This is a genomic window from Sporosarcina sp. P2 (genome assembly GCF_002743255.1).
GTDB lineage: Bacteria > Bacillota > Bacilli > Bacillales_A > Planococcaceae > Sporosarcina.
On record NZ_PDYY01000011.1, the window covers coordinates 45747 to 69832 of the forward strand.

At 39.5% G+C, this 24086-nt stretch carries 23 protein-coding genes and 1 riboswitch; of the genes, 15 read left to right on the plus strand and 8 right to left on the minus strand.

What is annotated here, in order from left to right; translation table 11 throughout:
* The first annotated feature begins 157 nt into the window (after nucleotides 1–157).
* Nucleotides 158–592, plus strand: a complete 435-nt coding sequence (locus CSV67_RS12090; RefSeq protein ID WP_099631850.1) for a DUF6526 family protein — start codon at nucleotides 158–160, stop codon at nucleotides 590–592.
* A 74-nt stretch (nucleotides 593–666) separates the two neighbouring features.
* Here CSV67_RS12090 and CSV67_RS12095 read toward each other — a convergent pair whose 3' ends face one another.
* The 3 genes from CSV67_RS12095 to CSV67_RS12105 are packed head-to-tail and all read right to left on the minus strand — an operon-like array spanning nucleotide 667 to nucleotide 3472.
* Nucleotides 667–1458, minus strand: a complete 792-nt coding sequence (locus CSV67_RS12095) for an energy-coupling factor transporter transmembrane component T family protein (protein ID WP_233192607.1) — start codon at nucleotides 1456–1458, stop codon at nucleotides 667–669.
* Nucleotides 1430–2881 (minus strand): ABC transporter ATP-binding protein, encoded by a 1452-nt coding sequence (locus tag CSV67_RS12100; RefSeq protein ID WP_099631852.1) that lies wholly within the window; start codon nucleotides 2879–2881, stop codon nucleotides 1430–1432. The genes CSV67_RS12095 and CSV67_RS12100 overlap by 29 nt, the downstream gene beginning before the upstream one ends.
* Before the next feature lie 21 nt (nucleotides 2882–2902).
* The gene (locus tag CSV67_RS12105) at nucleotides 2903–3472 is read right to left on the minus strand and encodes an ECF transporter S component (protein ID WP_255397361.1); all 570 of its coding nucleotides are present in this window, start codon (nucleotides 3470–3472) and stop codon (nucleotides 2903–2905) included.
* A gap of 81 nt (nucleotides 3473–3553) precedes the next feature.
* Nucleotides 3554–3665: riboswitch (TPP riboswitch) on the minus strand.
* Between the two features lie 187 nt (nucleotides 3666–3852).
* Here CSV67_RS12105 and CSV67_RS12110 point away from each other — a divergent pair.
* Both CSV67_RS12110 and CSV67_RS12115 read left to right on the plus strand, forming a co-directional pair.
* Nucleotides 3853–4425 (plus strand): exonuclease domain-containing protein, encoded by a 573-nt coding sequence (locus CSV67_RS12110; protein WP_158232053.1) that lies wholly within the window; start codon nucleotides 3853–3855, stop codon nucleotides 4423–4425.
* 227 nt (nucleotides 4426–4652) lie between these two features.
* Nucleotides 4653–5525, plus strand: a complete 873-nt coding sequence (locus CSV67_RS12115) for a YitT family protein (RefSeq protein WP_099631854.1) — start codon at nucleotides 4653–4655, stop codon at nucleotides 5523–5525.
* A 579-nt stretch (nucleotides 5526–6104) separates the two neighbouring features.
* Here the strand turns inward: CSV67_RS12115 and CSV67_RS12120 are convergent.
* Nucleotides 6105–7790, minus strand: a complete 1686-nt coding sequence (locus CSV67_RS12120) for a methyl-accepting chemotaxis protein (protein ID WP_099631855.1) — start codon at nucleotides 7788–7790, stop codon at nucleotides 6105–6107.
* A gap of 555 nt (nucleotides 7791–8345) precedes the next feature.
* On the opposite strand from CSV67_RS12120, the gene CSV67_RS12125 reads away from it, so the two are divergent.
* Complete coding sequence (locus CSV67_RS12125) at nucleotides 8346–9755, plus strand: SulP family inorganic anion transporter (RefSeq protein ID WP_099631856.1); 1410 nt, start codon at nucleotides 8346–8348, stop codon at nucleotides 9753–9755.
* Between the two features lie 13 nt (nucleotides 9756–9768).
* The gene (locus CSV67_RS12130; RefSeq protein ID WP_099631932.1) at nucleotides 9769–10182 is read left to right on the plus strand and encodes a universal stress protein; all 414 of its coding nucleotides are present in this window, start codon (nucleotides 9769–9771) and stop codon (nucleotides 10180–10182) included.
* A 179-nt stretch (nucleotides 10183–10361) separates the two neighbouring features.
* Here the strand turns inward: CSV67_RS12130 and CSV67_RS12135 are convergent, their stop codons facing one another.
* The gene (locus CSV67_RS12135; RefSeq protein ID WP_099631857.1) at nucleotides 10362–11138 is read right to left on the minus strand and encodes a DUF2935 domain-containing protein; all 777 of its coding nucleotides are present in this window, start codon (nucleotides 11136–11138) and stop codon (nucleotides 10362–10364) included.
* Nucleotides 11139–11282: 144 nt separating this feature from the next.
* On the opposite strand from CSV67_RS12135, the gene nadX reads away from it, so the two are divergent.
* From nadX to CSV67_RS12170, 7 genes are all read left to right on the plus strand, one after another.
* Nucleotides 11283–12065, plus strand: a complete 783-nt coding sequence (nadX, locus tag CSV67_RS12140; RefSeq protein WP_099631858.1) for an aspartate dehydrogenase — start codon at nucleotides 11283–11285, stop codon at nucleotides 12063–12065.
* A 200-nt stretch (nucleotides 12066–12265) separates the two neighbouring features.
* Nucleotides 12266–12508, plus strand: a complete 243-nt coding sequence (locus CSV67_RS12145) for a hypothetical protein (protein WP_099631859.1) — start codon at nucleotides 12266–12268, stop codon at nucleotides 12506–12508.
* A 69-nt stretch (nucleotides 12509–12577) separates the two neighbouring features.
* On the plus strand, nucleotides 12578–12856 hold the full coding sequence (locus tag CSV67_RS12150) for an RNA polymerase alpha subunit C-terminal domain-containing protein (protein ID WP_199173176.1): 279 nt from the start codon (nucleotides 12578–12580) through the stop codon (nucleotides 12854–12856).
* Between the two features lie 532 nt (nucleotides 12857–13388).
* On the plus strand, nucleotides 13389–14573 hold the full coding sequence (locus CSV67_RS12155; RefSeq protein WP_099631861.1) for an AAA family ATPase: 1185 nt from the start codon (nucleotides 13389–13391) through the stop codon (nucleotides 14571–14573).
* Nucleotides 14574–14588: 15 nt separating this feature from the next.
* Entirely contained in the window at nucleotides 14589–16028 is a 1440-nt protein-coding gene (locus tag CSV67_RS12160; protein ID WP_099631862.1) for a vWA domain-containing protein, read from the plus strand.
* A gap of 112 nt (nucleotides 16029–16140) precedes the next feature.
* Nucleotides 16141–17673 carry a DEAD/DEAH box helicase gene (locus CSV67_RS12165; RefSeq protein ID WP_199173174.1) on the plus strand — a complete coding sequence of 511 codons (1533 nt, stop codon included), beginning with the start codon at nucleotides 16141–16143 and terminating at the stop codon, nucleotides 17671–17673.
* A gap of 13 nt (nucleotides 17674–17686) precedes the next feature.
* On the plus strand, nucleotides 17687–18466 hold the full coding sequence (locus CSV67_RS12170) for a YqhG family protein (RefSeq protein ID WP_099631863.1): 780 nt from the start codon (nucleotides 17687–17689) through the stop codon (nucleotides 18464–18466).
* Between the two features lie 54 nt (nucleotides 18467–18520).
* On the opposite strand, the gene CSV67_RS12175 is transcribed toward CSV67_RS12170, so the two are convergent.
* Genes CSV67_RS12175 through coxB form a run of 3 tightly spaced genes read right to left on the minus strand, consistent with a single transcriptional unit; the run spans nucleotide 18521 to nucleotide 21754 of the window.
* A complete protein-coding gene (locus tag CSV67_RS12175) occupies nucleotides 18521–19090 on the minus strand; it encodes a cytochrome c oxidase subunit 3 (protein ID WP_099631864.1) in 570 nt (189 codons plus the stop codon).
* A complete protein-coding gene (locus tag CSV67_RS12180) occupies nucleotides 19087–21003 on the minus strand; it encodes a cytochrome c oxidase subunit I (protein WP_099631865.1) in 1917 nt (638 codons plus the stop codon). Before CSV67_RS12180 ends, CSV67_RS12175 begins: the two co-directional genes overlap by 4 nt.
* 58 nt (nucleotides 21004–21061) lie before the next feature.
* Entirely contained in the window at nucleotides 21062–21754 is a 693-nt protein-coding gene (gene coxB / locus CSV67_RS12185) for a cytochrome c oxidase subunit II (protein WP_099631866.1), read from the minus strand.
* Between the two features lie 246 nt (nucleotides 21755–22000).
* Between coxB and CSV67_RS12190 the strand changes: the two genes are divergently transcribed.
* The 3 genes from CSV67_RS12190 (at nucleotide 22001) to CSV67_RS12200 (ending at nucleotide 23805) form a co-directional block, all read left to right on the plus strand.
* On the plus strand, nucleotides 22001–22879 hold the full coding sequence (locus CSV67_RS12190; RefSeq protein WP_233192608.1) for a c-type cytochrome: 879 nt from the start codon (nucleotides 22001–22003) through the stop codon (nucleotides 22877–22879).
* A gap of 295 nt (nucleotides 22880–23174) precedes the next feature.
* Nucleotides 23175–23498 (plus strand): IS110 family transposase, encoded by a 324-nt coding sequence (locus CSV67_RS12195; RefSeq protein ID WP_255397362.1) that lies wholly within the window; start codon nucleotides 23175–23177, stop codon nucleotides 23496–23498.
* Entirely contained in the window at nucleotides 23479–23805 is a 327-nt protein-coding gene (locus CSV67_RS12200; protein WP_158232935.1) for a transposase, read from the plus strand. The genes CSV67_RS12195 and CSV67_RS12200 overlap by 20 nt, the downstream gene beginning before the upstream one ends.
* Nucleotides 23806–24086: the final 281 nt, after the last annotated feature.

Below are 24086 nucleotides of genomic sequence, written 5' to 3' on the forward strand. Positions count from 1 at the left end.
AGAGTGTATACATGCCGCCAAGTTTATTGAGTCTTGTTCAATAAGATCGAATGGTTTCACGATGAATTGAAACCACTATCTTAAGAAAGAGCAATTATGTATACAACTAATATTAAATCATATAAGATACCCCTGTAGGTATGTGAGGAGGGACGAGATGAAAGAACAATCGTATGAAAATCATACACGGGTAACACCTTTGCAACACTATATTTGGTTACCATTAAGCGTTCTATTAATTTTGACAACAGCGATCTATGGAATTTATCAATTTGTAAAGCATGGTTTTTCAATGCAGATTTTGTTATTATTCGCTGTCATCGTTCTTGCTATTATTCCAGGGATGCTTGCACGGATTTATGCGTTGTCTTTGCAAGATCGATTAATCGTCACGGAAGAACAGCTTCGTTACTTTATGTTGACGGGTAACCGTTTAGCTGCACAATTGACGAAATCACAATGGATTGCATTACGATTTGCTTCAGATGAAGAGTACGTGGAGCTTGCGAATCGAGCAGCAGTGGAAGATCTGTCACCTGATGAAATTAAGAAATCCATAAAATCATGGAGAGCAGATCATCAGCGTGTGTAATGAAAAAAGAGAGCACAGGATCTGAACTAGATCTGTGCTCTCTTTTAATTTGGTTACATATTCTATATCGCTAATTATCGATATATTGATAGCAAAAAGGCTGAAGATAAACTACATATCATGACAAGTAAAAACACCATATCTACCCCGGTATACCGTGTAGGATAATAATACGTCCTCGCAGCACCCATCTGATACTGTTTAGCTTCCATCGCCACGGCAATGCGTTGCGCGCGACGTATACTTTGGGCAAATAGAGGAACTGTATAGGACTGCAATCGTTCATATATACCTCTAAATCCTTTTGAAAACTGGATATTCCGTACTTTTAAAGCATTCCTACGAATTTGCAGCTCTTCAGTGACAGCAGGAATTAAACGAAAAGCTGCAATAAAGCTATAGGCATATTTAGACGGCAGACGAAACTGCTGCATCATAGCATAAAAGAATAGTACGGGTTGGATTGTTAAGATAAACGTAAAGCCGACGAAGCCAAATGAAAGTGATTTACTCCCGAGCAACAGCGCGTGTTGAATACTCTCTTCGGAAATCTTGAGTAGTCCCCATTGCCACAACACCGTTTCACCCTTACCGAATAATAACATCGTCAATCCAGTGGACAGGAATGAAATGACTAACGGAATGGAAAGCAATAAAAGTTTCTTCAGTGAATAGCCGCTGAATATATAAAATAATATTCCATATAGAATAGCTTGTGAGATAGCAAAAGGTAAACTTTGATTCACAAGCGTAATGATCAAGAACGCAAAAAATACGATGAATTTTAGCGCGGGATTGACTCGGAATAGCCAGGTTTCGCGTTTAGGTGTGAACCAATTAAACACTCTTTGCACCACCAACTCCATTAGCCGTATGCACAACGCCGTCAACTACAGTCCAAACAGCAGTAGCGAAGTTCTCTACTATTTCCGTATCATGCGTAACCATCAAAATTGTCATGCCTTTCGTGCGCAACTGCTCCAATTTCTCAAGAATAGCGAATGTGTTTCGTGCATCCTGTCCAAAAGTAGGTTCATCGAGTAACAGGATATCCGTACTAGGAGTAAGGGCAGTTGCTACACTCAAGCGACGCTTTTGGCCCGTAGATAGTTGATAAGGATGGCGTGAAACGGAATCGGGCAGGTTAAATAAGCGCATCAATTCCTTTGCATACATGTCTGCATCGGCTTTTGGCATACCGTGCAAAGATACTGTTAATTCTTCCGTGATCGAGTTCGTTACAAATTGTAGTTCGGGATTTTGAAAGACGAGCGATAGACCTTTCGGGAGTTGCCGTTTCTTCTTTTTCCACACAATGGCTACGCCGTTCACTTCATAGACGCCGTTAGTCCGAAGCAATTGCATAAGAGATAAAAGCAATGTACTTTTACCAGAACCATTTTCCCCAACAATCGTAATCCAGTCACCGGCCTGTACAGTCGCATGTTTGGCGGAAATCTTCTCCACTAGACCACGATAACCGTGAAAATCCTCGATATGAATTTTCTCTTGTGATGAAACCACTTGACGATTTAGCATCATCAATTGAAATGCATCAGAAGTTTTATATTCTTCCCATACCCCTGGATACCAAATGCCATAACGTTTCAGTTCTTCCTGAAAGTTTGCAAAAATATCTGCAGGTGAACCGTCTGCTAGTATGACACCATGATCATTAAACAACACAACACGATCTACCCAGTCAGCAATCAAATCGATTTTATGCTCCACGATGATCACAGTTTTATCAGCGGTTGCTTCTTTAATAGAAGTCCAAATCTGTTGCGTGCCTTCCGGATCCAGTAATGCGGAAGGTTCGTCCAGAAATAGCACGTCCGGTTCCAATAATAAAACAGAAGCCAATGCCAACCGTTGTTTCATACCTTGAGACATTTCATTGATGGGCGTGTGGGCATCTATCAAGTGCAAGTCTACACGCTTCAACACCTCCTCAATACGAGGTGCCATTTCTTCACGCTGCACTTGAAGATTCTCCAAAACGAATGCGAGTTCTTCATCGACGTAGGTCATACAGAACTGTGTATCTGGGTCTTGGAAAACGAACCCCCACGAGTCTGGTAACTGAATGCTTGTTGCTTTCATTGGCAGTTCGATAGAGTTCGGGATAATGCCACTCAGTACTTGAAGTAAAGTGGATTTCCCACAACCGCTAGGACCGAGCATGAGAACTTTTTCACCGGACTGAACAGAAAAGGAGAGGTCCTTAAAGACCAAAGCATCTTCTCCAGGAAACTTCAGTCGTAAATCGGTAACGCTGATGTTATTCATAGTTGGATCATACCTCCGCTTTTACTGATCAAGCATCGTATATTCTTTCTTATCGACGGGGCGAATTAGCGATGTCACACCTGTTGCTTCTAGCGCTTTTACAATAAACACAGCGAAAATACCTGTGAAGATGAATGCGCTGATTGCACGTAATCCGTATTTCACAATGAGTGCCCATGTTTCGAGTGCTGCGTAACCATAAATCAAATCAAGTCCGAAACTTGCAAGACATGACGCGACTCCTGCTAACCCTGCAATTAAAATAGAATAGCGTCGATAACGGAATGCAGCGAACAATAATTCAGCAGCAAGTCCTTGTGCGAATCCATACATCAATACTTCAATACCATGGCCGGCAAATGCAGACAAGGAAGCCCCCGCAATACTTGCGATGAATGCAGTACCGGGCTTTCGTAATAATAGGAAGGCAAACGGTCCCACCATGAACCACATACCGTAAAGCAGTTGACGTGCAACAGGCATGATCGGTTTGACGACAGTGTATAAATCATCCCAAAACTTCATGAGCACGCCAAATACAACGCCGATCATGATGGTGATCAATAAATCGGTAAACTTTAACTTTTTCAAACTCTTCCACTCCTCGTTATTTTTTATACAAAAAAGCCGTCTGAAGAGCAGACGGCCGAGGAAGGAAAGAGATTCCTGTATAATTCCATCGATCACGCTCTCTACGCTGGCATTACCCAGATCAGATTAACGGTCAGCAGAGGATTCATCTGCTATCTCAGCCTGATTCTCTCAAGCACCCGGACGGACAATCATGTAAGCAATCCTAGTATACAGCACGTTGAATTGTGTGGCAACTTATGAAATTACTAGACGTTCAATTACATGCTGACAGTTCAAATGGAACATATTGTATTGAAATCCTGATATACTAAAAGGATCAAACTGTTCATAATTATATTCTCGATATCATGCAAATAGAGTGTAAAAGGAGTTTTCACATGACAAAACATATAGCATTTATTGACGTGGAGACAACAGGCATGCGTGCCGAGACGAGTGAAGTAATCGAGTTAGGGGTTATGCTTGGAGAGTATGAAGATAATCGTATTGTTCGAGTGGCAGATGAGTATTGCGAGTTTCAAGAACCGTTCTATTCTATCTCCCCAATAATTACCCAGCTCACTGGCATTACCGATCAGATGGTCAGAGGGAAGTCGCTTGATATGGATAGAATACTAAAAATACTAGATCAAGCAGACGGTATAGTAGCACATAACGCATCATTTGATAGGGGCTTCGTTAGTCGACTATTACCTGAAACGCTCGACATGGACTGGTATTGCTCCGTTAGACAAATCAAATGGAAAAATTATGGATTTGAAAACGGCAAACTACAACAATTGCTGAGAGCGCACCGAATTCAAGTGCATAACGCCCATAGAGCGCTCGATGATGCGAAGAATCTAGCTGTGTTGCTGAACTCATCCAATCCCAACTTGGCGGATGATACATTCATCTCGTATTTGATGAATAAAGCCCCAATGAAGAAACCAGCAAAATCAAGATTTTAACTACTAGAAAGACCAGTCATCATGGGATGACTGGTCTTTTCCTTTTCGATACGACTCTTGGGTTACTGCGGCCATGTGGTTTCTATGCTACTACTATATTTAGTTGCCGTCATGTCATTGATACAAAAAAGTACAAAAATCTACTGTCCATGGAATAGTTTATCTAGATAAAAGGGTATGGTAAATAGAAGTATGTGACTTACTAAATAACTGAAAGGAATGAGAAGATGAAAGTAATTACAAAGAAGTCACATAAGAAGTTACGTCTTCTATTGCAAGCCTTTTTCGTCATGATGGGTGCAGTGATTACAGCGTATGGACTTGAGTCAGTCCTTATTCCAAACAATGTATCGGATGGTGGGGTTACAGGACTAAGTATTGTGGGTTCTAAAGTTTTTGGACTTCCGTTAGGTGTATTAATTGCGATTTTAAATATACCGTTTATCTTCCTTGGTTACAAACAGGTAGGTAGGCGCTTTGCAGCACTTTCTGTCGTGGGCATCGTATCCTTAAGCGCCAGTACAAGTTTAATGCATCATATTCCCATCATTGTTCAAGATGATACATTATTGATAACTGTCGTTGGCGGTATCATTATTGGAGTCGGAATCGGAATAGCTTTGCGTAATGGTGGAGCACTTGACGGTATTGATATGCTCGCAGTATTGCTTTCAAGAAAACTCCCATTTGGGACAAGTGATCTAATCTTATTCCTAAATGTTTTTGTCTTTATCGTCGTTTCAACTGTCTTTGGGCTGACTGGTGCGATTATGTCAGCAATTGCTTATTTCATCGCATCGAAAGTCATATCTATCATGGAAATTGGATTTAGTGGTTCCAAAACATTTAAGATTGTAACGGATCAACCTGAATTGATGATAGAAGAGATTCATGAACGTTTAGGTCGAAGTGCTACTTATCAAGTGGTGCAAGGGAGTTTCACGAATAAGGAATTCATAGAAATCACTTGTAATATTTATCATTTGGAAGATAGTAAAATGAAAGAAATCATTCGTGACGTAGACAAAAATGCATTTGTGGCGGTATATGAAGTTGCAGAAATTAAGCGGGGGAATTTTGGCGGGAGTCAACTGCGTTAAGTGGGTGTAATTGAAAATATATTTGTCTGTAGAATATAATTGTACAGTAAGTAAGTCTAGCTTTGATAAAAGAGTGTAGGGATTAGAATATTACAACTCCGCAAAAAGAAAATAACAAACAATCACTCACTCATCTGTTTTAAAGGGAAAAGTATCTTGGAGACTAATCCCGCATGTGGAAGTATTATTATTAGTCCTTCACTAACGCAGTGATCTTGATGTTTATTCTTCTATTAAGGGAACATAAAAATCCAGATAGGTTCGCGCATTTAATTTATGGAAAACTGCTGAATTAAATTTCGTTTAACTTTTTAGAGTAGTAAGTTATAATGGAATAGACAATATATAGACTTGGATTAAGTTTTTTGTTTATATATTGCGGTCGCTCCCTGTATAGAGGGTGTGGAGTGAAATACAACAATGGTTCAATACTTGGATGTCTTTTATCTTCGCTCCCCGTATAGGGAGTGTGGATTGAAATTGTCGGGAGAGGTTGCAGAAGGGATATTTATTTCTCACCCTCTAAAAAATAAAACGAATCACGTAAAAGCGTCTGCATAGTAGCAGACGCTTTTTCAATCATAAAGTAAATTTTCGTACAAGCGCATTGAGTTCTTCAGCCAATCGGGCTAAATCGTCGGAGTTACTTGCTATTTCTTCTATTGCGCTACTTGCTTGTTGTGAAGATGCTGAAGTTTGCTCCACACCTGCAGCAGACTCTTCAGTAATCGCTGCAATCTCTTCGATGGACCCACTCATTTCCTGACTGCTTTCCGAAATATCTTGAAGGTCGTTCGAAATACTTTGGATCCGATTGACCATATCCGTTACGGCGTCACTTATATTATCAAATGTTTCATTAGTACGTTTTATTTGGATTGTCCCTTCCTCCACTTGCTTATATCCTTCTTGTAATGAATTGGTAACCATAGTGGACTCAGTTTGAATCCGATTGACGATTTCAGTGATATTGGTAACGGACGCGGAAGATTGTTCTGCCAGGGTCCGTACTTCATCGGCCACCACAGCAAATCCTTTACCGTGTTCACCAGCTCGAGCTGCTTCAATCGCTGCATTTAACGCTAACAAATTAGTTTGTGCTGCAATTCCTTGTATAACCAAAACAAGTTGGGAAATTTGTTGTGTATGCTTGTCTAATCCTTCTACGTTTGTCACTGCATTATGGACGATTTGATCGATAATCTTCATCTGTTCCAATGAAGAATCCATCACTTTGCTCCCAGTACTCGTCATGTTCAGCACTTCATTTGATGACTGCTGAATATGGACTCCGTTTTCATTGGCATCCATTACTTTGGAGACGAAGACTTCCATTGAAGTCGACAAACTACTTGCGTTAGTGGCTTGGGATTCAGTGCCGTAAGCCAAATCTTCCATTGTAGTAGCGATCTGAGCAGTACCTATTTTTATTTCTCCAGCAGATTGAGTCAGTTCTTCACTTTGTGATGAAACCGTTTGAGCCACAGTATGTATCTCATCCAATAGTTTGTGCGTATTATTACTCATCTCATTCGTAGATGCGAACAGTTGTCCAATTTCATCTCGCAAATTTGTTTCTAAAGGCGGACTGCTTAAATTCCCGGTAGCGATACGTTTCATTCGTTCCATTACCACGTGAAGAGGCTTGGAAATAGAATTGGCGGTAATGACAGCAACTACCATGCTCAAAAGAATAACTAAGGTTATTATACTTGTAACCAAAATCAATGTACTTTTGCCACTTGCAAGCAAATTCTTTTCAATATCAATAATAATGACTTCACGATCCTCAGCTGCTTTTTCGTATGAGTGCATTAAGCTGCGTGCCTCATCATTCGAGGCCAACAAATTACGTTCAGCCAACTCTTTGTTACCACGTTCATATTCCGCGAAAACATTTTCTGTGATGTACTCCCGCCATTCGACGGTTCTTTGAATCAAATCCTGTATTTCCTTCGAATTTCCCAGCTCACTAACAGTGGTTTGATGCTTTACACCATCTTCTGTATATGTATCAAATATCTCTTTGTAGCTTGATTCTCCTGTCATAATATATCCCCTGGAGGAGGCGATCCGATTCGCCATACCAAGTGCCAACTGCTCGTCTGCAATTAATAGAGGCAACTCTTTTTCTAGAATGTTTTTCGTTGCTTCATTATTTGCTTGGAGGGTAGAGAAAATAAATATACCTAGTAAAACTATTAATAAAAGCACAATAGAGAAGCCTGTTAGTAGTTTTGACTTAATACTATTGAATCTAATCATCAGAAATCCTAACTCCCGTCTGTTTTTATTTCATTATACATCCTGGTGAAGTTTAAATCTATGAAAATAGGTTAAAAGTCTATTACTTACACTAAATAACATATAGGTCTAGTTTCTTACAATATCAAGAGGTTAAAATCAATTATTTATCTTTAACGTAGAAGACGGTACATTAGATGAAATGAGCATTAAATTAATCTAATAACACGGTCTATAATTTGTTGGAATAGATAAGGATGGCTATTTTGGATCCATTGAGATAGACAAAAATAGTCAGATGTAAATAGTTAGTTACTATTTAAGGTTGATGAGGATTGATTATCTAAATAGTGATAAAATGTTGACTTACTGATACCAGTTTCTTCTTTGATATCGTATATAGTGTTAGGAGGTGTATTGTTTGATTAGTTGGCTGTTCACCTACAATCGGACGAATATATCTATACCCTATGTATCCAGATTGTTTCCTAAAATGATTCAATTATGGAGTTATAAATGATATGCTGTTTGTCTTCTAACATAGTATGAAATTTTCCATAACGAGAGGGGAACAATATGCAAACTTTCCACCAGCAATGGTTTGGTAATGTGCGCGCCGATATATTGGCAGGTATAGTCGTAGGACTAGCGCTCATTCCGGAAGCATTGGCTTTTGCGTTTATCGTCGGGGTTGATCCGCGTGTTGCGCTATATGCATCATTTACTATTTCCGTTATCACTGCGTTTGTCGGAGGCAGACCTGGATTGATATCAGCTGCCACGGGTGCCATGGCACTAGTACTTGTCAGTTTAATGGCTGATCATGGTCTCGAATACGTACTGGCAGCCACTATTTTAACGGGTATTATTCAATTGATTTTAGGCTCACTAGGAGTCGCAAATTTAATGCGCTTCATACCGAACTCCGTGATGTTAGGATTCGTAAATGCGCTAGGAATTATGATTTTTATTACACAGCTACCATATTTGATAGGTTCGGGTATGATGACGTATGTATTTGCGATTGCTACATTGATTTTAGTATATGCAGTGCCGCGTTTCTTTACATTGATACCGGCTCCGCTGATTGCGATTGTGGTGATGACAGCCATTGCGCTGTTCAGTGGGGTTAGATTACAATCGATCGGAGATTTGGGGACGATGCCGAGTTCATTGCCAACATTCTTTTTTCCTAATATTCCATTGAACTTTGAAACCTTGAAAATTATTTTACCGTATTCATTGGCACTGTCGATTGTCGGGTTACTAGAGTCGTTACTGACTTCGCAGGTTCTTGATGACATGACAGATACACCGAGCAATAAAAACCGTGAAGCACGCGGACAGGGTATTGCTAACTTCATCACTGGATTCTTTGGTGGAATGGCAGGCTGCGCGTTGATAGGGCAATCCGTCATAAATGTCAAATCTGGTGGTAGAGGTCGATTATCTACATTGACTGCTGGAGTATTTTTACTGTTTTTAATTATGGTATTAGGGGATTTGGTCTCCAAAATTCCGATGCCTGTTCTTGCAGGCGTCATGGTTATGGTGGCGGCTACGACTTTCAACTGGGGATCGTTTAAATTTCTTCGAACTGCACCACGATCAGAATCTATTGTTATGCTGATAACGGTGGTGATTATTTTATACACGCATAACTTGGCAATTGGTGTAGTGATCGGAGTTGTTCTAAGTGCATTATTCTTTGTTGCGAAGATATCGCGTGTCTCGGTAACGAATAAAGCGGGTATCTATAAAATACATGGTCCATTATTTTTTGCTTCTACGACGAAGTTTATCCAGGCATTTGATGAGATACATGAAAAGCAAATTGTTATTGATTTTGAAAATAGTCAGCTGTGGGATGAATCTGCAGTGGGTGCCATTTTAAAAGTGGTATCAAAGCTTGAAAGTAAAGGGACAGCAGTGACGATTCGTGGACTAAATTCTTCAAGTGAACAATTATATGAAAAATTATTGTGAGGGAGTGAACGATATGAAAATTGCTGTAGCGATTGATGGGTCTGAAAATGCGATGCGTGCCGCAAAACATGCGATTATGCTAGCGGAATATTTACCTAAAGTTACGTTAGAGGTTATCTATGTACAGGATTTTAGCAAGGCAAAGGATGAAAGGCTGTTATCACAAAGCCCTGAAAGTCTATCACTGAAACGAGAACAAAAGATGCAACCGATTTTAGCCATGGCAAAAGAGGCGGCTGTGGATGCGAAAGTGATCATGCTTAAAGGGAATCCAAGCCAGGAAATTATAAATTATGTAAATCTAAAAAAAATCGACAAACTAGTTATCGGCAGTCGTGGTTTAAATTCATTACAGGAAATGGTGTTAGGTAGCGTCAGTCATAAGGTGATGAAGCACGTTGAGTGTCCTGTGACCATAGTGAAATAAAAAAGAGATTGTCTACGCTGATATAGCGTGACAATCTCTTTTTTGCACTGATCGGAGACTACGTACTCGTACTACCTATTCTTCAATCACAAAATGAAAGCTTGTTAATTGGAACTATCACTTCTATTATTCTTGAGTGTGTGTTCACTTGCTCACATCGTGAAATATTTTCCTGGAAATTAGTTTACAACCTGATCTTCGAGATTTTTCCACAGATGGTGGGCTTCTCTTGCAATATGTTCCAGCAAATCCGGCGGAGCCGTTGTAACTGCGGCACATGCTTTGATTAGGTCACTTAATTCTAGCTTGAAAGCTTCGAGTGCTTTTGCTTCTTTTATCACCATTTGATTGAATGTATTTAACACAGGTGATACTTCATTACGTGGTCTTCGAATGATCGTCTTCAAAGCTTGCGCTTGTAGTAAAAGATTTTCAAACTTCCTAGTCATCGCGCGCACTTGATCGTGTAATTCATAGTTAGAAGCATCCACGTAATGGCTGATGAATAGTAAGTGGTCAAGCATTTGACGAAGCCAGAAGTTGCTCTCATGTAGTGTTGCATCCGCTGGTGTGATGTAAGAATTCGTTTCAATTAATTTGAACACACGCTCGGCTTCCTCAGCTTCCCGAATCATGTGATCAAGAAGGGAAGTAGGGGTAGAAATAATTACATCGCAATGTAACGCACGATCCATCGTATGCAGGAGTAAATCAGCGAACTCTTTTGTAGAACTCTTTGCCTCGTCGATAATTAATCCGATATCACCGGTTTTAGATTCAGTCTTTTTAAAAATTTTCCCCATGCGGTCGATCATTTGCTGATTGGCACGTGCTAACTCTAACTCATGATGACTGATTTCTCGATCGAAAAACTCACCGTGTTCAAAATTATTGCGCACCCAAAAGTCGATAATACCGTACGTATCCCGTTCATAATTGTCTGTATAACCAGTCAATCATACATACCCCCTAATTTATCTATCTGTTATCCATACCATCCTATTCGTACCTCGTGTTGTTTATGTATAGATAGGGTATTGAGATTGAAAGTCATCTATTTCTGGAAGAAGTGTATATACTGAAGGAAGAGGTGTTGTAAAATGAAAATCGGCATAATTGGGACTGGCAATATTGCGCAGTATCTTTTAGAAAGTATCAACGAGAACAGCAAAGTGGACGGTGAAATTATTTCCATATTCGGTCGAAACCTAGAGGTGGGGCCGAGACTAGAAACACAGTACAGCGCAGCGTTCTATACGGACTTTCAGGAGTTCATTCAATCTCCTATGGATGTAGTCGTGGAAGCAGCAACGATTGAAGTAGCGATGGAGCATATGGAAGAAGTGCTGGAGAATAAGAAAGACATGATACTGAGCAGTATCGGAGCATTTAAAGATGTTGCGTATTTGAATGAAATGAAAGAAGTGGCGCGGAAGAATCAGCAACATATTTATCTACCTTCAGGAGCGATTGGTGGACTGGATCTTCTACAATCAGCAAATTCCCTAGGTGGATTAAAGGAAGTACACATTACGACTAGAAAGTCCTATCCATCACTAGGACTAGATGTGAAGTCTGTGGAAGAATGTATTTTTGATGGTGTAGCATTGGAGGCAATTGAAAAATTCCCTAAAAACGTCAATGTTGCATTGCTATTATCCATTGCAGGACTCGGTGCGGATAAAACGGCAGTACGCGTGATAGCAGATCCGAATATTCAACGGAATACACATCTTATTGAAGCGAAAGGTGATTTCGGCAAAATGAATTTACTAATCGAAAATGAGCCAATGCCAAACAACCCTAAAACAAGCTATCTTGCGGCATTAAGTATAGTATCTACTTTACAAAATAAAGGAAATGCGATTACCATAGGAAGCTAATTAAAGAGAAGATATTTTATATGTATTAAGAAAAAAGAAGAAGTTCTATGTAAAGTCAACAGGTGACAACCTGTCGCATGGTAGAATAACTGTTTTAGTTGATTGCAACATTGAGCTAATTAAACGTATTTTTCTAGTTCAATTAAAGTGGCAAGTTAGTTGAATAAGGTCAATTAAAATTTAGAAAGCAGGAAAACGTTTTGATTTGGGGATGGGGAGAAATTCTTGCAGGATCTATAGCAATATTGACACTGGCATTTGGAATTCTTTACTCAAAGGAATACCATGAAAAGAATAGTAAAAAATCAAGTTCAGGGGATGGAACTATAATAGGTGAGCTACTTGCTGCTACCTTAACAAATAGTCCCTACTACGTTTTGAAAGCATTCTTTATTTTGATAGCAATCTTTATTTTGGTTTGTATTGTCATATCAAAAATGTAAAAAGCAGTTAGTGGAAGTATATTATATTGAATTTGGAAATTAGCGGGAGTGTTACTATTGAAAGCAAAAATGAATTTAAAGGTTTGTGAAAAAGGACATACTTATTACAAAAGTAGTGACTGCACAAGTTGCCCTACTTGTGATAAAAAGAATAAACCAAAAAGTGGATTCCTATCGAAATTAAGCTCACCTGCCAGAAATGCCTTAGTTCATAATGGTATTGATACTTTGCAAAAACTATCAAAATACACCGAAAAAGAAATTCTGAAAATTCATGGCATTGGACCCGCTTCCTTACCAATTATGAGAACTTTTTTAGAAGAAGAGGGTTTGTCATTTAAAGAATAATACTGTAATTTCTTATAAATTATACTTGGTTGGATAGATGATGCTGGATGTCAACGTTGAATTGATCCATCATCCAGCGGGAGGACTCTATCTATGAATTCTAAATGGAATGAGAAACTTGGTTAAGTCATTGAAAACATATTAGTCATGGATCGCTAAGAGCATCTGTAACTAATGAGTTGTCGATGGAAGAGGACATATTTTCCACAATGCCTTTGCTGTACATCAATCTAAAGAAGGCTTTGAAGCATTTTATCAAAGAATTCAATGTGATAAATCTTACTAAAAATTAACACCCCTTAAGCTAGACTTTTACAAAGAGTCTAGCTTAAGGGGTGTTTTTTATACAGCGTGTGGAGCGTTGTTATGATTTTAGATGTTTGCTGTGTTTATCGCTCCTAAAGAATAAGCTTGCCATCAGTAATAATCCATTAAGGAATTATGGATTGAGCGGTTAAAATCCTCCTATTACAGTCACACTGTTACATAAAGAAAACAATGACTGGTTATTATGAATTGAGGGGATGTCTATATGGATACTACTATAAAGAAGTTACATGAAATAAAAAAGGCATTGAATGCAAAGTTCTTTGAACGTGAAAACGAGGTAGAAGGGATCTTAATAGCTCTCCTATCCAAACAACATATGTTAATGATTGGGCCAGCTGGTACAGCGAAATCTGCACTATCAGTAGAACTAGCAAAAATCGTGAACGGCACGTCCTATTTTCAATGGTTACTGACAAGATTCAGTACCCCGGAGGAAGTATTTGGACCACTGTCGTTAAAAGATTTAGAAGAAGGCGTATATAAGCGCAATACGGCAACAAAAATGCCAGAAGCACATTTGGTATTTTTAGATGAAATCTTTAAAGCAAACTCTGCTATATTAAACAGTTTATTGACCTTAATCAACGAAAGACTATTTTATAATGATGGACAACCTATCAAAGCACCCTTAATGTCAATCATTGGCGCTTCCAACGAATATCCCGAGGAAGGCGAAGGTCTAGAAGCTTTATTTGACCGCTTCCTATTACGATTTGAAATTAATTTCATTGCAGATGAATCGAACTTTGTATCCATGATGAAAGATGAAGGCGAACATGTCGAAATTCCGACTATGCATTTGGATGAGTTAGTGCAACTTCAAAGTATGACCAATAAAGTGCATATTTCAGATGAAGTATATGATACATTGTCTACAATTCGAAGAGAACTCCAGGACGAAGGAATACAGCCGTCGGATCGTCGATTCAAACAATCTTTAAGTATCTTGCAAGCGAGAGCTTTGATCAATCAAAGAGAATCTGTACAGCCGGATGATATGGTGATTCTTCAGAATGCTCTCTGGGAGACTTTGGATCAAAAAGAGACGGTTTGCCGTATTGTCCGTAGACATTCACAGGATAGTTTAGCACAAAGACTTTCAGCAATTGAAAATGAAGCGAATGAGATCTATGATTGCGCGGTACGTGACCAGTCAACAGAAGCAGGTATGGAAGCGGTCCAGAAAATTTCTGCTTTATCAACCGAATTAAATAATTTAAAAGAGCAATATGGAAGCCGTATTACTGAAGTGGATCATTTACAAAAACAAATTACTATCTTGAAAAATGAAGTAGAAAGCAGCCGAATGGATACTGCTTACTACGGTGAAATGAACGAAAGGAAAGTTGTAAATGGTGAGCGGCGTGGTGTCTTCTTCAGAAAGTAAAAGGAGTGATATTCTATGAAAAGAAGTAAAATAATTAGAGATCATCGCTCCGTACTGAATACAGACGCATTTGATAAAAGACGCTTTAAAGAACTGTTCGGGATGTCAGACGGTTTGCAAAAGGTCAGGGAAGAAGGACAATTACCTACTACAGAAGCGTTGCTTGGCGATGTTTGGGCATCGTTATATAAAATGAAACCACGAATTTCACCTGAGCTAATGGATCCAGCACTGAAAACGAATAAGACCATTATGGAAAAGCTAATGAAAGATGAAAAGTTTGAGGAATATAGAAATTTTACTCGATTGGACGATCTGGCTGCAACTGTCTGTACCGTAAAGTTGGTTGAGAAAATCAATCTATGGCTCGCAGAAGCAAAAGCTATGGATGAAGAATTACTAAAGAAAATGGAAGCTGTAGAAGCGCTACAAGATGACGTGCCGATTGAACATTCGGATCGACAACAGGACGTAGAAGACGGATCTGTCCAAGAACTGGCCGATGCTACTGATAAGTTAAATGATCAGCTGGAATTTACACTCGAAACAAATGGCGAACGATTTTTGCAAGCAATCGATGAAGCGGTTGAAGAATCGATTAAAGTAAAAGACAGCCTGATATCTCTGATAGGCGGGTGCAGTGCCGGTAAAGGGGACGCAGAGTTAAAAAAAGTGCCGTTACGTGAACAACTGGCAGTAGCGGATCAACTAGCGATGGATCCAAAAATGCAGGAAATTGCAGAGTGGGCTGGTCGTTTTCAAGAAGTGGCGCGGGAAAAGCAGAAGACGACCTATGTGGAGGCGATAGAGAGACGTGGCGTAACTATTGGAAATGAAATAGAACGTCTCTTGCCGATGGAATTAGGACTATATTCAAATGAGTCGATGAGAAAAGATTTTCTGCGGCGTTTTGCGGAAGGAAATACTATGCAGTTTGAACAGAAGAAGCGAGAAAATCTTGGCAAAGGTCCAATTGTTTTTTGTCTTGACCAATCGGGAAGTATGAAGTTGCTTGATACTCAGTCAAAAGGGTTCATCTTGGCACTTCTATCCATCGCCAAGAAACAACGCCGGGATTTATGCGTTCTATTATTTTCTACAACCATTCAAAAAGAAGTATTCACTAAAGGTAAGATTACGTCAAATGAAATTGCACGACTGGCCAGAACATTTTTGGGCGGGGGAACAGATTTTACACTATCACTGCAAGGCGCCCTTGAAGTAATAGATGACAGTACATTTAAACATGCAGATGTCATTTTTGTTAGTGATGGAGAAGACGAGATTAGCGAAAGTTTTCTAACGGAATTCAATGATAAGAAAAAACAAAAGGAGTTCAAAGTACTTACATTAGCAATAGGAAAAGATACAGCCGTCGCAGAATCATTCTCAGACCGTGTCTTTCATATCACCGATTTTGATGACAAAAGAAGCTTTATCGCTTTTGAAATCTAATTGATGCAAGTCCTAAAACCCTTCAGTATGCGGAGGGTCTTTTTTGTTTATCATAATATTAAATTTTTGGGGTATTCTAATCAAAACATACAAGCTAGTTGAGGTGATTGGAATGCTAATTGAAAGATCGTCTTCTTGGAAAGAAGGATTTATTCAACGACTTGAAAACCATGAACCATGGAATAATGCGGTGCTGTATAACATGAGCTATGAGATCACGAAAAACAACTTAATTACTGATTTTACTGGATTGCAATCACTTGCTTATTTACCTAATGTAAAACCGTTACCTCATCAAATAAAAGCGGCTGAACGAGTGATTGAACAGATGAACGGTAAAGCGATTTTGGCGGACGAAGTCGGGCTTGGTAAAACCATTGAAGCAGGTCTGATTATCAAGGAATATTTGCTGCGAGGTCTCGTGAAAAAAGTGCTGATACTAGTACCAGCTTCTCTAGTTAATCAATGGGTGGAAGAGCTATATACGAAATTCCACATCCCTGCGCTGTTGTACAAAAAGAATTATGAGCTCGATTATGTAGATGTAGTCGTCATGAGTATGGACACAGCCAAACGCAGTCCGCATAAGGAGAAAATTTTTGCGCAAGATTATGATTTGATTATTGTAGATGAAGCGCATAAATTAAAAAATCATCAGACGATCAGTTATGAATTTGTACAAAGTTTGAAGAAGAAATTTTGTTTATTGCTTACAGCAACACCGATCCAAAATGATACGTTTGAATTGTTTTATCTAGTGACGTTACTTAAACAAGGCCATTTAGGAAACTATGAGGAGTTTTCCTCAGTATTTTCTGCTAAAAACCGTGATGAAGAGCGAGATAGTTATTTAAAAGAGCTAGTCAGCCAAGTCATGGTACGTAATAGGCGGCAGGACACGGGTGTGGAATGGTCCACACGAAAGATTCATACAGTTCCTATTACATTCACGGACAATGAAAGACAGGCCTATATCGCTATATCCAATCTGAAACAAATATCTCCGCTGTTTTCCGATGCATTTTCCACGATGACTTTACAAAGGGAAATGTGTAGTAGCCCCGACGCCACAATGGTTACATTGAAGAAGAAACTCCAGGAATGTAAGCAGGTGGAAGAAATCTCCTATGTGGAAGACGTCATCAATCAATTGGAAAAATTGCCGATTCATTCTAAAGCTAAAAAGGCGGCCGAATTGATTGCACAAGCGAACGAAAAAGTGATTATTTTCACTGAATATCGTATGACGCAATTATATTTGAGTGACTATCTGTATGCGAATGGGATTTCGAATGTTATTTTCAACGGTAAGTTAAGCAAAAGCAGCCGGGAGTGGATTAAGCATTTATTTAAGCAGCAAGCGCAAGTATTAATCGCGACAGAGTCTGGAGCAGAGGGGATTAACCTGCAATTTTGCCATCACGTCATCAATTATGATCTTCCTTGGAATCCAATGAAATTGGAACAGCGGATTGGTCGGGTACATCGACTAGGACAAGAACACGATGTACAGATTTATAATTTGGCTGTAAAAGAAACGATTGATGACCATGTGGTGAAAGTGCTACAAGGAAAAATTGAGACGTTCGAACAAGTTGTAGGCGAACTAGATGATATTTTGGAAATGAAAGAACAGTCTGTGTGAAGGAGGAGAATGTATGCATTCGACAGAAATCCATACGTATCTTCACAGATTCTTCACGGAAAATAACTGTGAAATACTTCATGAAAATGAACATTATCTAACTGTGCAACTAACCATCGATATGGATAAACGAATTATGAACCGCCCTTTTTATTGGAGGTATATTGAAAGCGTCAATGAAATACCGAATCCGGCACAGCTCACGCTAATTACAAACATGCAGCAGTTGCAAAACGGGATGAAAGGAGAAGTAATTCATCTAGGATCTCCGCGGCTACATCAATTATTTCGATTGACCAAAGAGATGGGGCAGTATGTGAAAATGTACGAGCGCATAGCAGACACTAACGAACGGCGGATTTTAACTCCGTGGGTGGGTGTAAATTATAAAGTGTCATTCACCAGCCATCAAACGAAGGAAATACTGTATTCAGTAGGCATCAATTTGATGACGGGTACTGTCGTAAAAGAGTTCCAGGAGACTATTGGTATGCGAGATTTGTCCGAGCAATCGTCTGAACAAGTATTTCACTTACCTTATATCATCACGCCTATTCGCGCACTTGATCGATTGGATACTGTGATCACTCAAGTAATTGAAGGGGAAGATCTAACGTGGGTGGAGGAAGCGGAAAAGAGATGGAGGAAAGACCAAGCAGTATTAGATTATTTCTATGAGGGGCAGGAACCGAAACCTGAGTGCTATGAGATGGAGAAGCAAGCGATGGAAGAGCGTTTTAAACCGCGCATTACGGTAGATGTGGTGAATGGTGGGATATTTTATTTGAAATAAGAAATGCGCTGTTGAAAGTGTAAATAACTTTCAACAGCGCGTTATTCTGTTTATTCATAAATAAGGGATGTAAACAATCACCAAAATCACGATCCAAACAAGATCCACAAAGTGCCAGTAGTAAGAGAAAATCTTTTGCTTCTCTAAAAACAAGGTATATGGAATCTTTCTTTTGAAATGAATAAGTATGATCGTGAGCCAACCGCAACCGAATGCCACATGGGCTGCGTGGAGACCAACTAATACATAAAAAGCACCCATAAAAACGTTAGTTCTTGTGGTATAGCCTGCCTGAATATAAGACGCAAACTCATTGATTTCAACCCCAAGGAAAGCGAGGCCTAACAAAAGTGTGATGAGCAACCAAATGATTGTAGCTTTCCCATTGTCCTTCTTTAAATAACGATCCGCCATGAAAATCGTTCCACTACTCGAAAGTAAGAAGACTGAAGCCAATACAACAGTTTTCCAATTGAAAATATCGGAAGGTTGTGGGCCACTTGAAGCAGGGGTATAAATGAAATAGGTGATAAACAATACCATGAACATGATTGCTTCCACTCCTAGATAGATAAGGAAGCCTAACTGTTTATCTTTAAATAAAGCTGTCTCTGCATTATTCATTTTACATCCCCCCTTCCGTAAACCGATTCCCGTTCATCATTGAATGAGCGGACGATGAATAGAACGAATATGGTAGCGCCACTAATGGCGGCAATCCAATAAGATTGATAGATCAAACCGAATCCTGTTACGAATATCGCCAAAGCCATTAGGAATGGTAATAACGTATCTTTCGCAATCGGAGCGTGACGAGGATTTTCTGCTACTTTCATGTTTTCGTTATGTTTCTTTGCATACCAATAAGCATCTGTTCTTTCAACCAACGGCATAGGTGTGAAGGAGTCTTCAGGCGATGGAGAGGCGACACTCCACTCTAGGGTCCTACCATTCCATGGATCGTTTCCTGCCGGCTGGGCGTGGCGAGTGGTTCTTACGATATTGATTATGAAAACGATGATGCTGATCCCCATCAGGAATGCACCAACCGTACTTGTAAAGTTTAAAGCGGTGATACCTTCATCTGAACCATATGTGTAGACCCGACGAGGCATTCCTTGTAAACCCGTGATGTGCATTGGCAAGAATGTCATGTGATAACCTGCGAGGAATAACCAAAAATGCCATTTCCCTAATGTTTCGTTCAGCTTGAAGCCGGTGATTTTGGGATACCAATAATATAGCCCTGCAAAAATCCCTAAGATTGTAGAAGCCAAAATGACGTAATGAAAATGTGCTACAACGAAATGCGTGTCATGGAATTGAAAATCCGCTGCGGTCAGTGAGAGCATTACGCCTGTCACTCCACCCATAACGAACGATGGAATAAAACCAATGGCAAATAGCATGGGAACAGTAAACACAATTTTTCCACCACGCATAGTAAATAGCCAGTTGAATACTTTCAGACCTGTAGGAATCGCAATGACCATTGTAGTCACAGCGAAAAACGTATTGATGATTGGCCCGAGACCGACAGTAAACATATGGTGTACCCAGACCATGAATCCTAACACACCAATCATCAGTAAAGAGACAACCATTGCTGGATAACCAAATACTTTCTTTCTTGAGAAGGTCGAGATAATATCCGAGAACAGTCCGAATGCCGGCAATGCCAGAATATAAACTTCGGGGTGTCCGAAGAACCAAAATAAATGTTGCCAGTAGACAGGATCACCATCTTCGCCTGAGAAGAATGTCGTCCCGAAAAGTCGGTCGAACATTAGTAAATACAGTGCAATTGCAAGTACTGTAAATGCGATCAAGATCAAGAAAGAAGTGATTAAAGCAGCCCAAGGAAATAAAGGCATGCGCATTAATTTCATGCCGGGCGCACGGTTCCTAATGATAGTGACAATCATATTCAGCGCGGTTAATAAAGTACCGAAGCCTGCAATCTGGATACCAAAAACATAGAAGTTGGTGGCGGCTCCTGGTGTATACTGAACTGTTGAATAAGGTGCATAGCCTGTCCAGCCAACAGCAGGTGAGCTGTCGAGGAAAAAGGCTGAACCGAACATAACGCCACCTGCGACAAACAGCCATAGGGACAATGCATTCAAGAATGGAAATGCTAGATCACGTGCCCCGATTTGTAATGGTACGGCTATGTTCATTAATCCGAGCAATAAAGGCATTGCTGCGAAAAAGATCATCATAGTACCGTGTGACGTGAAGGTTTCATTATATTTCTCTAACTGATAGACCATAAAGTTATTATTCGGTAAGGCTAGTTGCATTCTGATGAGTAAGGCGTCAAGACCTGCCCTCAGGAAAAATAGAAAACCGAATATCATATACAATGTACCGATTTTCCGATGATTGGTTGTTCGTATGTACTCCCAAATGACGGGATACTTATGTTTTCTGACTACATAAATGATAGCAGTAGAAAGCAAGATAATGAGCAGGCTCCAAGCGATGACCAGATCGATCGTCAGAAAGATCGTTTTTCCGAAAAGTGGGATGTGCATAATAGTTTTCACTCCTAACAGTATGCGTAAATGGCAACATCGGGATGCTACCATTTACTTAATTATTAATATAGTTTTCATATTCTTCTTTGGAAACAACCTTAACAGTAAATGTCATATTTGCGTGCTGAATACCACAATACTCGGCGCATTTACCTTTGTAGACACCTTTTTCAGGCTCTTTAATCTCATAGACAATAGGCTTGTTAGGGATTAAATCAACTTTTCCTGCAAGTTCCGGTACCCAGAATGAGTGAATCACATCTTCTGTGGACAGATGGAGAATGATTGATTCACCTTCAGGTAATATGAGTAAGTTTTCTTCTGTTTTATCCGTATCATAAGTGAATGTCCATTGAAATTGTTTGGCGGAAACATGAATATGTACACCTTCATGGCGGGATTCAGCTTCAGCCACTGGGGATTGATGATATGAAATCCAGAGAGCAGGAATAGCTAATATGACGAGTAGTATAATGGGAATGATTGTCCAAGCTAGTTGAAGATGTCTTTTTTGCTTATCATTCAAATAGTGAGTGGGATCATGTTCCCGTTCTTTCTTATAACGATATGTAATGATGATCTTGACGAGTAAAAAAAATACAACTGCAAGCACTAGAAACATAATACCGAAACCGAGCCAAATTAGAAAAGCCTGATCTTTACCTGTAGTACTTTTAGGATTTAGTACAGTGATATTTGAACAGCCGGAAAGTAGTAGAAGCGGAAACAATAAACGGATTTTTTTCACTCACATAACTTCCTTCCTATATGTAATACTATTTACTTAAATGCCCTTCCCTGTCTACTTGGAATAAAACATAGAATTACTAAATTTATAAAGAGAAAAGGATATTTCATGGAAAATAAGGCTTAATAGAAGGCTTGGTGATACATAACTAAAGAAAAATATTTATATTTTGAATAAAGTTGTTATATCAAATGTAGAAACGGGTACGTGATTACTAGAGCATGTAATATAAGGGGGGATATATTGGTGTATATACGCAAATCAGTCGGCACAATGCTATTATTGTTACTGATAATCTTAAGTGCATGTGGCCAAGACAAAGGATATAGCGAAGCAGATATCCGCGAAAACTTACAAAACCTAGACCCTGATGATCCAAAAACTACAAAAATCGAACGAGGGAAAGAACTTTTTGATAATACGAATGCATTACTTCCTGAAAACGTGGGTAATAGTCTGTCTTGTATCAGCTGTCATGGAGATGGCGGACTGTCAGCAAATTCACCGATGGTCGGAGTGACTTTGAAATATCCGCAAGAGCATCATGGAAAATGGACGACGATTGAAGATCGTGTCAATGGGTGTTTTATCCGCAGTATGAATGGAGCGGAACTTGAGCAAGGCAGTGAGGAAATGAAGGCGATGGTTGAATATTTGACGTTCATCTCAAAAGATGTAAAGACGGATGAGGATATTACATGGAGAATGAATAACAATAAAGATTCAATTCCTGAACCAGATGTCGAAAACGGTCAGCAACTGTTTACAGCTAAAAACTGTATTTCTTGTCATGCAGGAGATGGTTCAGGTACAAGTGACCATACAGGTCCGGCACTTTGGGGGGATGGTTCATTTAATGAAGCAGCAGGTATTAACCGTATCAATAAAGCAACAGGTTACATTCAAAACAATATGCCTAAAGGTCAGGCAGGTACGCTGACTGATCAAGAGGCTGCCGATTTAGCTGCGTTTGTGTTATCACATGATCGCCCCGAAGGTGATCCTAAAAAGGTTGGAGATTACCATAAAGATCCCGAGCGTGATTATATTACAAAGGAACGTCGTCAAAAGATTCGAAACGGTGAATTTGATTGGACGGAACTTGATGTCGTTGAAAAGAATTAATCAGAGTTTACTAGTAGCCCAGTTGAACAGATGTAGTATCTGTTCAACTGGGTTATTTTCATTATGTGTGAATATAAGATAAACTAATAGCACATAAGAAACTATATGATTGCTTCACAATCTCTGCCATGACGGAAAGGTAGCACGTCCAATATAATGAAGATAGGTAATACAAATCCGTACGTTTAATGGGTTTTGCCGAACCTGTATAAAAACTGGATGAGCTTCTTATCACGAGCGATCAGCCGATTATGTCTGAGAACGTGGAAATAAAATTTCTATAGCTCCGTTTCATATTACACTTGCCAATCCTCAACATATTAAGAATGTTCCTGGACGAAAAACAGATATGAAAGACGCCGAATGGATTGCCCAGTTGGGTCGTTGTGGTCTCATTCAGGCTTCGTATATTCCCGACTTCAAAGTGATGGAATTGCGATTACTGACGAGGCGCAGACAGTCCTACATGCAAAAACGAACGCAGGCCAAAAACGAACTACACAATGTGCTTCAACGATCCAATATTAAACTCACTGGCTACTTGTCGAATATTTTTTCAAAGACAGGACAAGCCTTACTCCGACTATTTATTGACCGCGATGGATGGGAAACTAAGTAGGATCAATCGTCGATTATTGGAAGATTCTTTCGAGGAATATCATTTTTATTCACGAAAGATCAAGCAGATAGAGGAAGACATTGAACGCTTTATTTTGGAGTACTTTCCGGAAGAGTACGCGCTGCTGATGGAAATCCCTGGTGTGAAACTACAGAGTGCCGCTGTTATTTTAGGAGAAATTGACCCAAATATAGAGGCCTTTCTAACAGTTGGACATTTAGCTCCTTGGGCAGGGGTTTCTCCAGGGTCTAATGAAAGCGCAGGGAAGAAAAAAGTTTACGCACCATCCAAGGGAATAAATATTTAAAAACAGCACTGTATGCAAGTGGTGGGATGGCCGGTCGATCGAAGGATCCAGCCTTTAGTTCACTCTATTATCGTATTTCCGCTCGGGGATCGAAGATGAAAGCCGTGGTCGCCTGCGGTCATAAATTATTGAGGGTTATTTATAAAGTATTATCGGAACGAATGCATTACAACAAAGAAAAAGCCCTAGGATTGCGGCAACAATCAAAGGACTTTCTCCCAAATTAAAAAATTTTCGCATGTCTATTATAACACAGATAGTGCTTTTTTGCTTTTTTCAAC

Coding starts and splice junctions, on each gene's coding strand:
- CSV67_RS12150 (WP_199173176.1), top strand. CDS start 12,578: ATGAATTTAAAGGTTTGTGAAAAAGGACATACTTATTACAAAAGTAGT.
- nadX (WP_099631858.1), top strand. CDS start 11,283: ATGAAAATCGGCATAATTGGGACTGGCAATATTGCGCAGTATCTTTTA.
- CSV67_RS12200 (WP_158232935.1), top strand. CDS start 23,479: ATGGATGGGAAACTAAGTAGGATCAATCGTCGATTATTGGAAGATTCT.
- CSV67_RS12165 (WP_199173174.1), top strand. CDS start 16,141: ATGCTAATTGAAAGATCGTCTTCTTGGAAAGAAGGATTTATTCAACGA.
- CSV67_RS12170 (WP_099631863.1), top strand. CDS start 17,687: ATGCATTCGACAGAAATCCATACGTATCTTCACAGATTCTTCACGGAA.
- CSV67_RS12100 (WP_099631852.1), bottom strand. CDS start 2,881: ATGAATAACATCAGCGTTACCGATTTACGACTGAAGTTTCCTGGAGAA.
- CSV67_RS12130 (WP_099631932.1), top strand. CDS start 9,769: ATGAAAATTGCTGTAGCGATTGATGGGTCTGAAAATGCGATGCGTGCC.
- CSV67_RS12155 (WP_099631861.1), top strand. CDS start 13,389: ATGGATACTACTATAAAGAAGTTACATGAAATAAAAAAGGCATTGAAT.
- CSV67_RS12090 (WP_099631850.1), top strand. CDS start 158: ATGAAAGAACAATCGTATGAAAATCATACACGGGTAACACCTTTGCAA.
- CSV67_RS12115 (WP_099631854.1), top strand. CDS start 4,653: ATGAAAGTAATTACAAAGAAGTCACATAAGAAGTTACGTCTTCTATTG.
- CSV67_RS12095 (WP_233192607.1), bottom strand. CDS start 1,458: ATGGAGTTGGTGGTGCAAAGAGTGTTTAATTGGTTCACACCTAAACGC.
- CSV67_RS12125 (WP_099631856.1), top strand. CDS start 8,346: ATGCAAACTTTCCACCAGCAATGGTTTGGTAATGTGCGCGCCGATATA.
- CSV67_RS12120 (WP_099631855.1), bottom strand. CDS start 7,790: ATGATTAGATTCAATAGTATTAAGTCAAAACTACTAACAGGCTTCTCT.
- CSV67_RS12110 (WP_158232053.1), top strand. CDS start 3,853: ATGACAAAACATATAGCATTTATTGACGTGGAGACAACAGGCATGCGT.
- CSV67_RS12180 (WP_099631865.1), bottom strand. CDS start 21,003: ATGCACATCCCACTTTTCGGAAAAACGATCTTTCTGACGATCGATCTG.
- CSV67_RS12175 (WP_099631864.1), bottom strand. CDS start 19,090: ATGAATAATGCAGAGACAGCTTTATTTAAAGATAAACAGTTAGGCTTC.
- CSV67_RS12160 (WP_099631862.1), top strand. CDS start 14,589: ATGAAAAGAAGTAAAATAATTAGAGATCATCGCTCCGTACTGAATACA.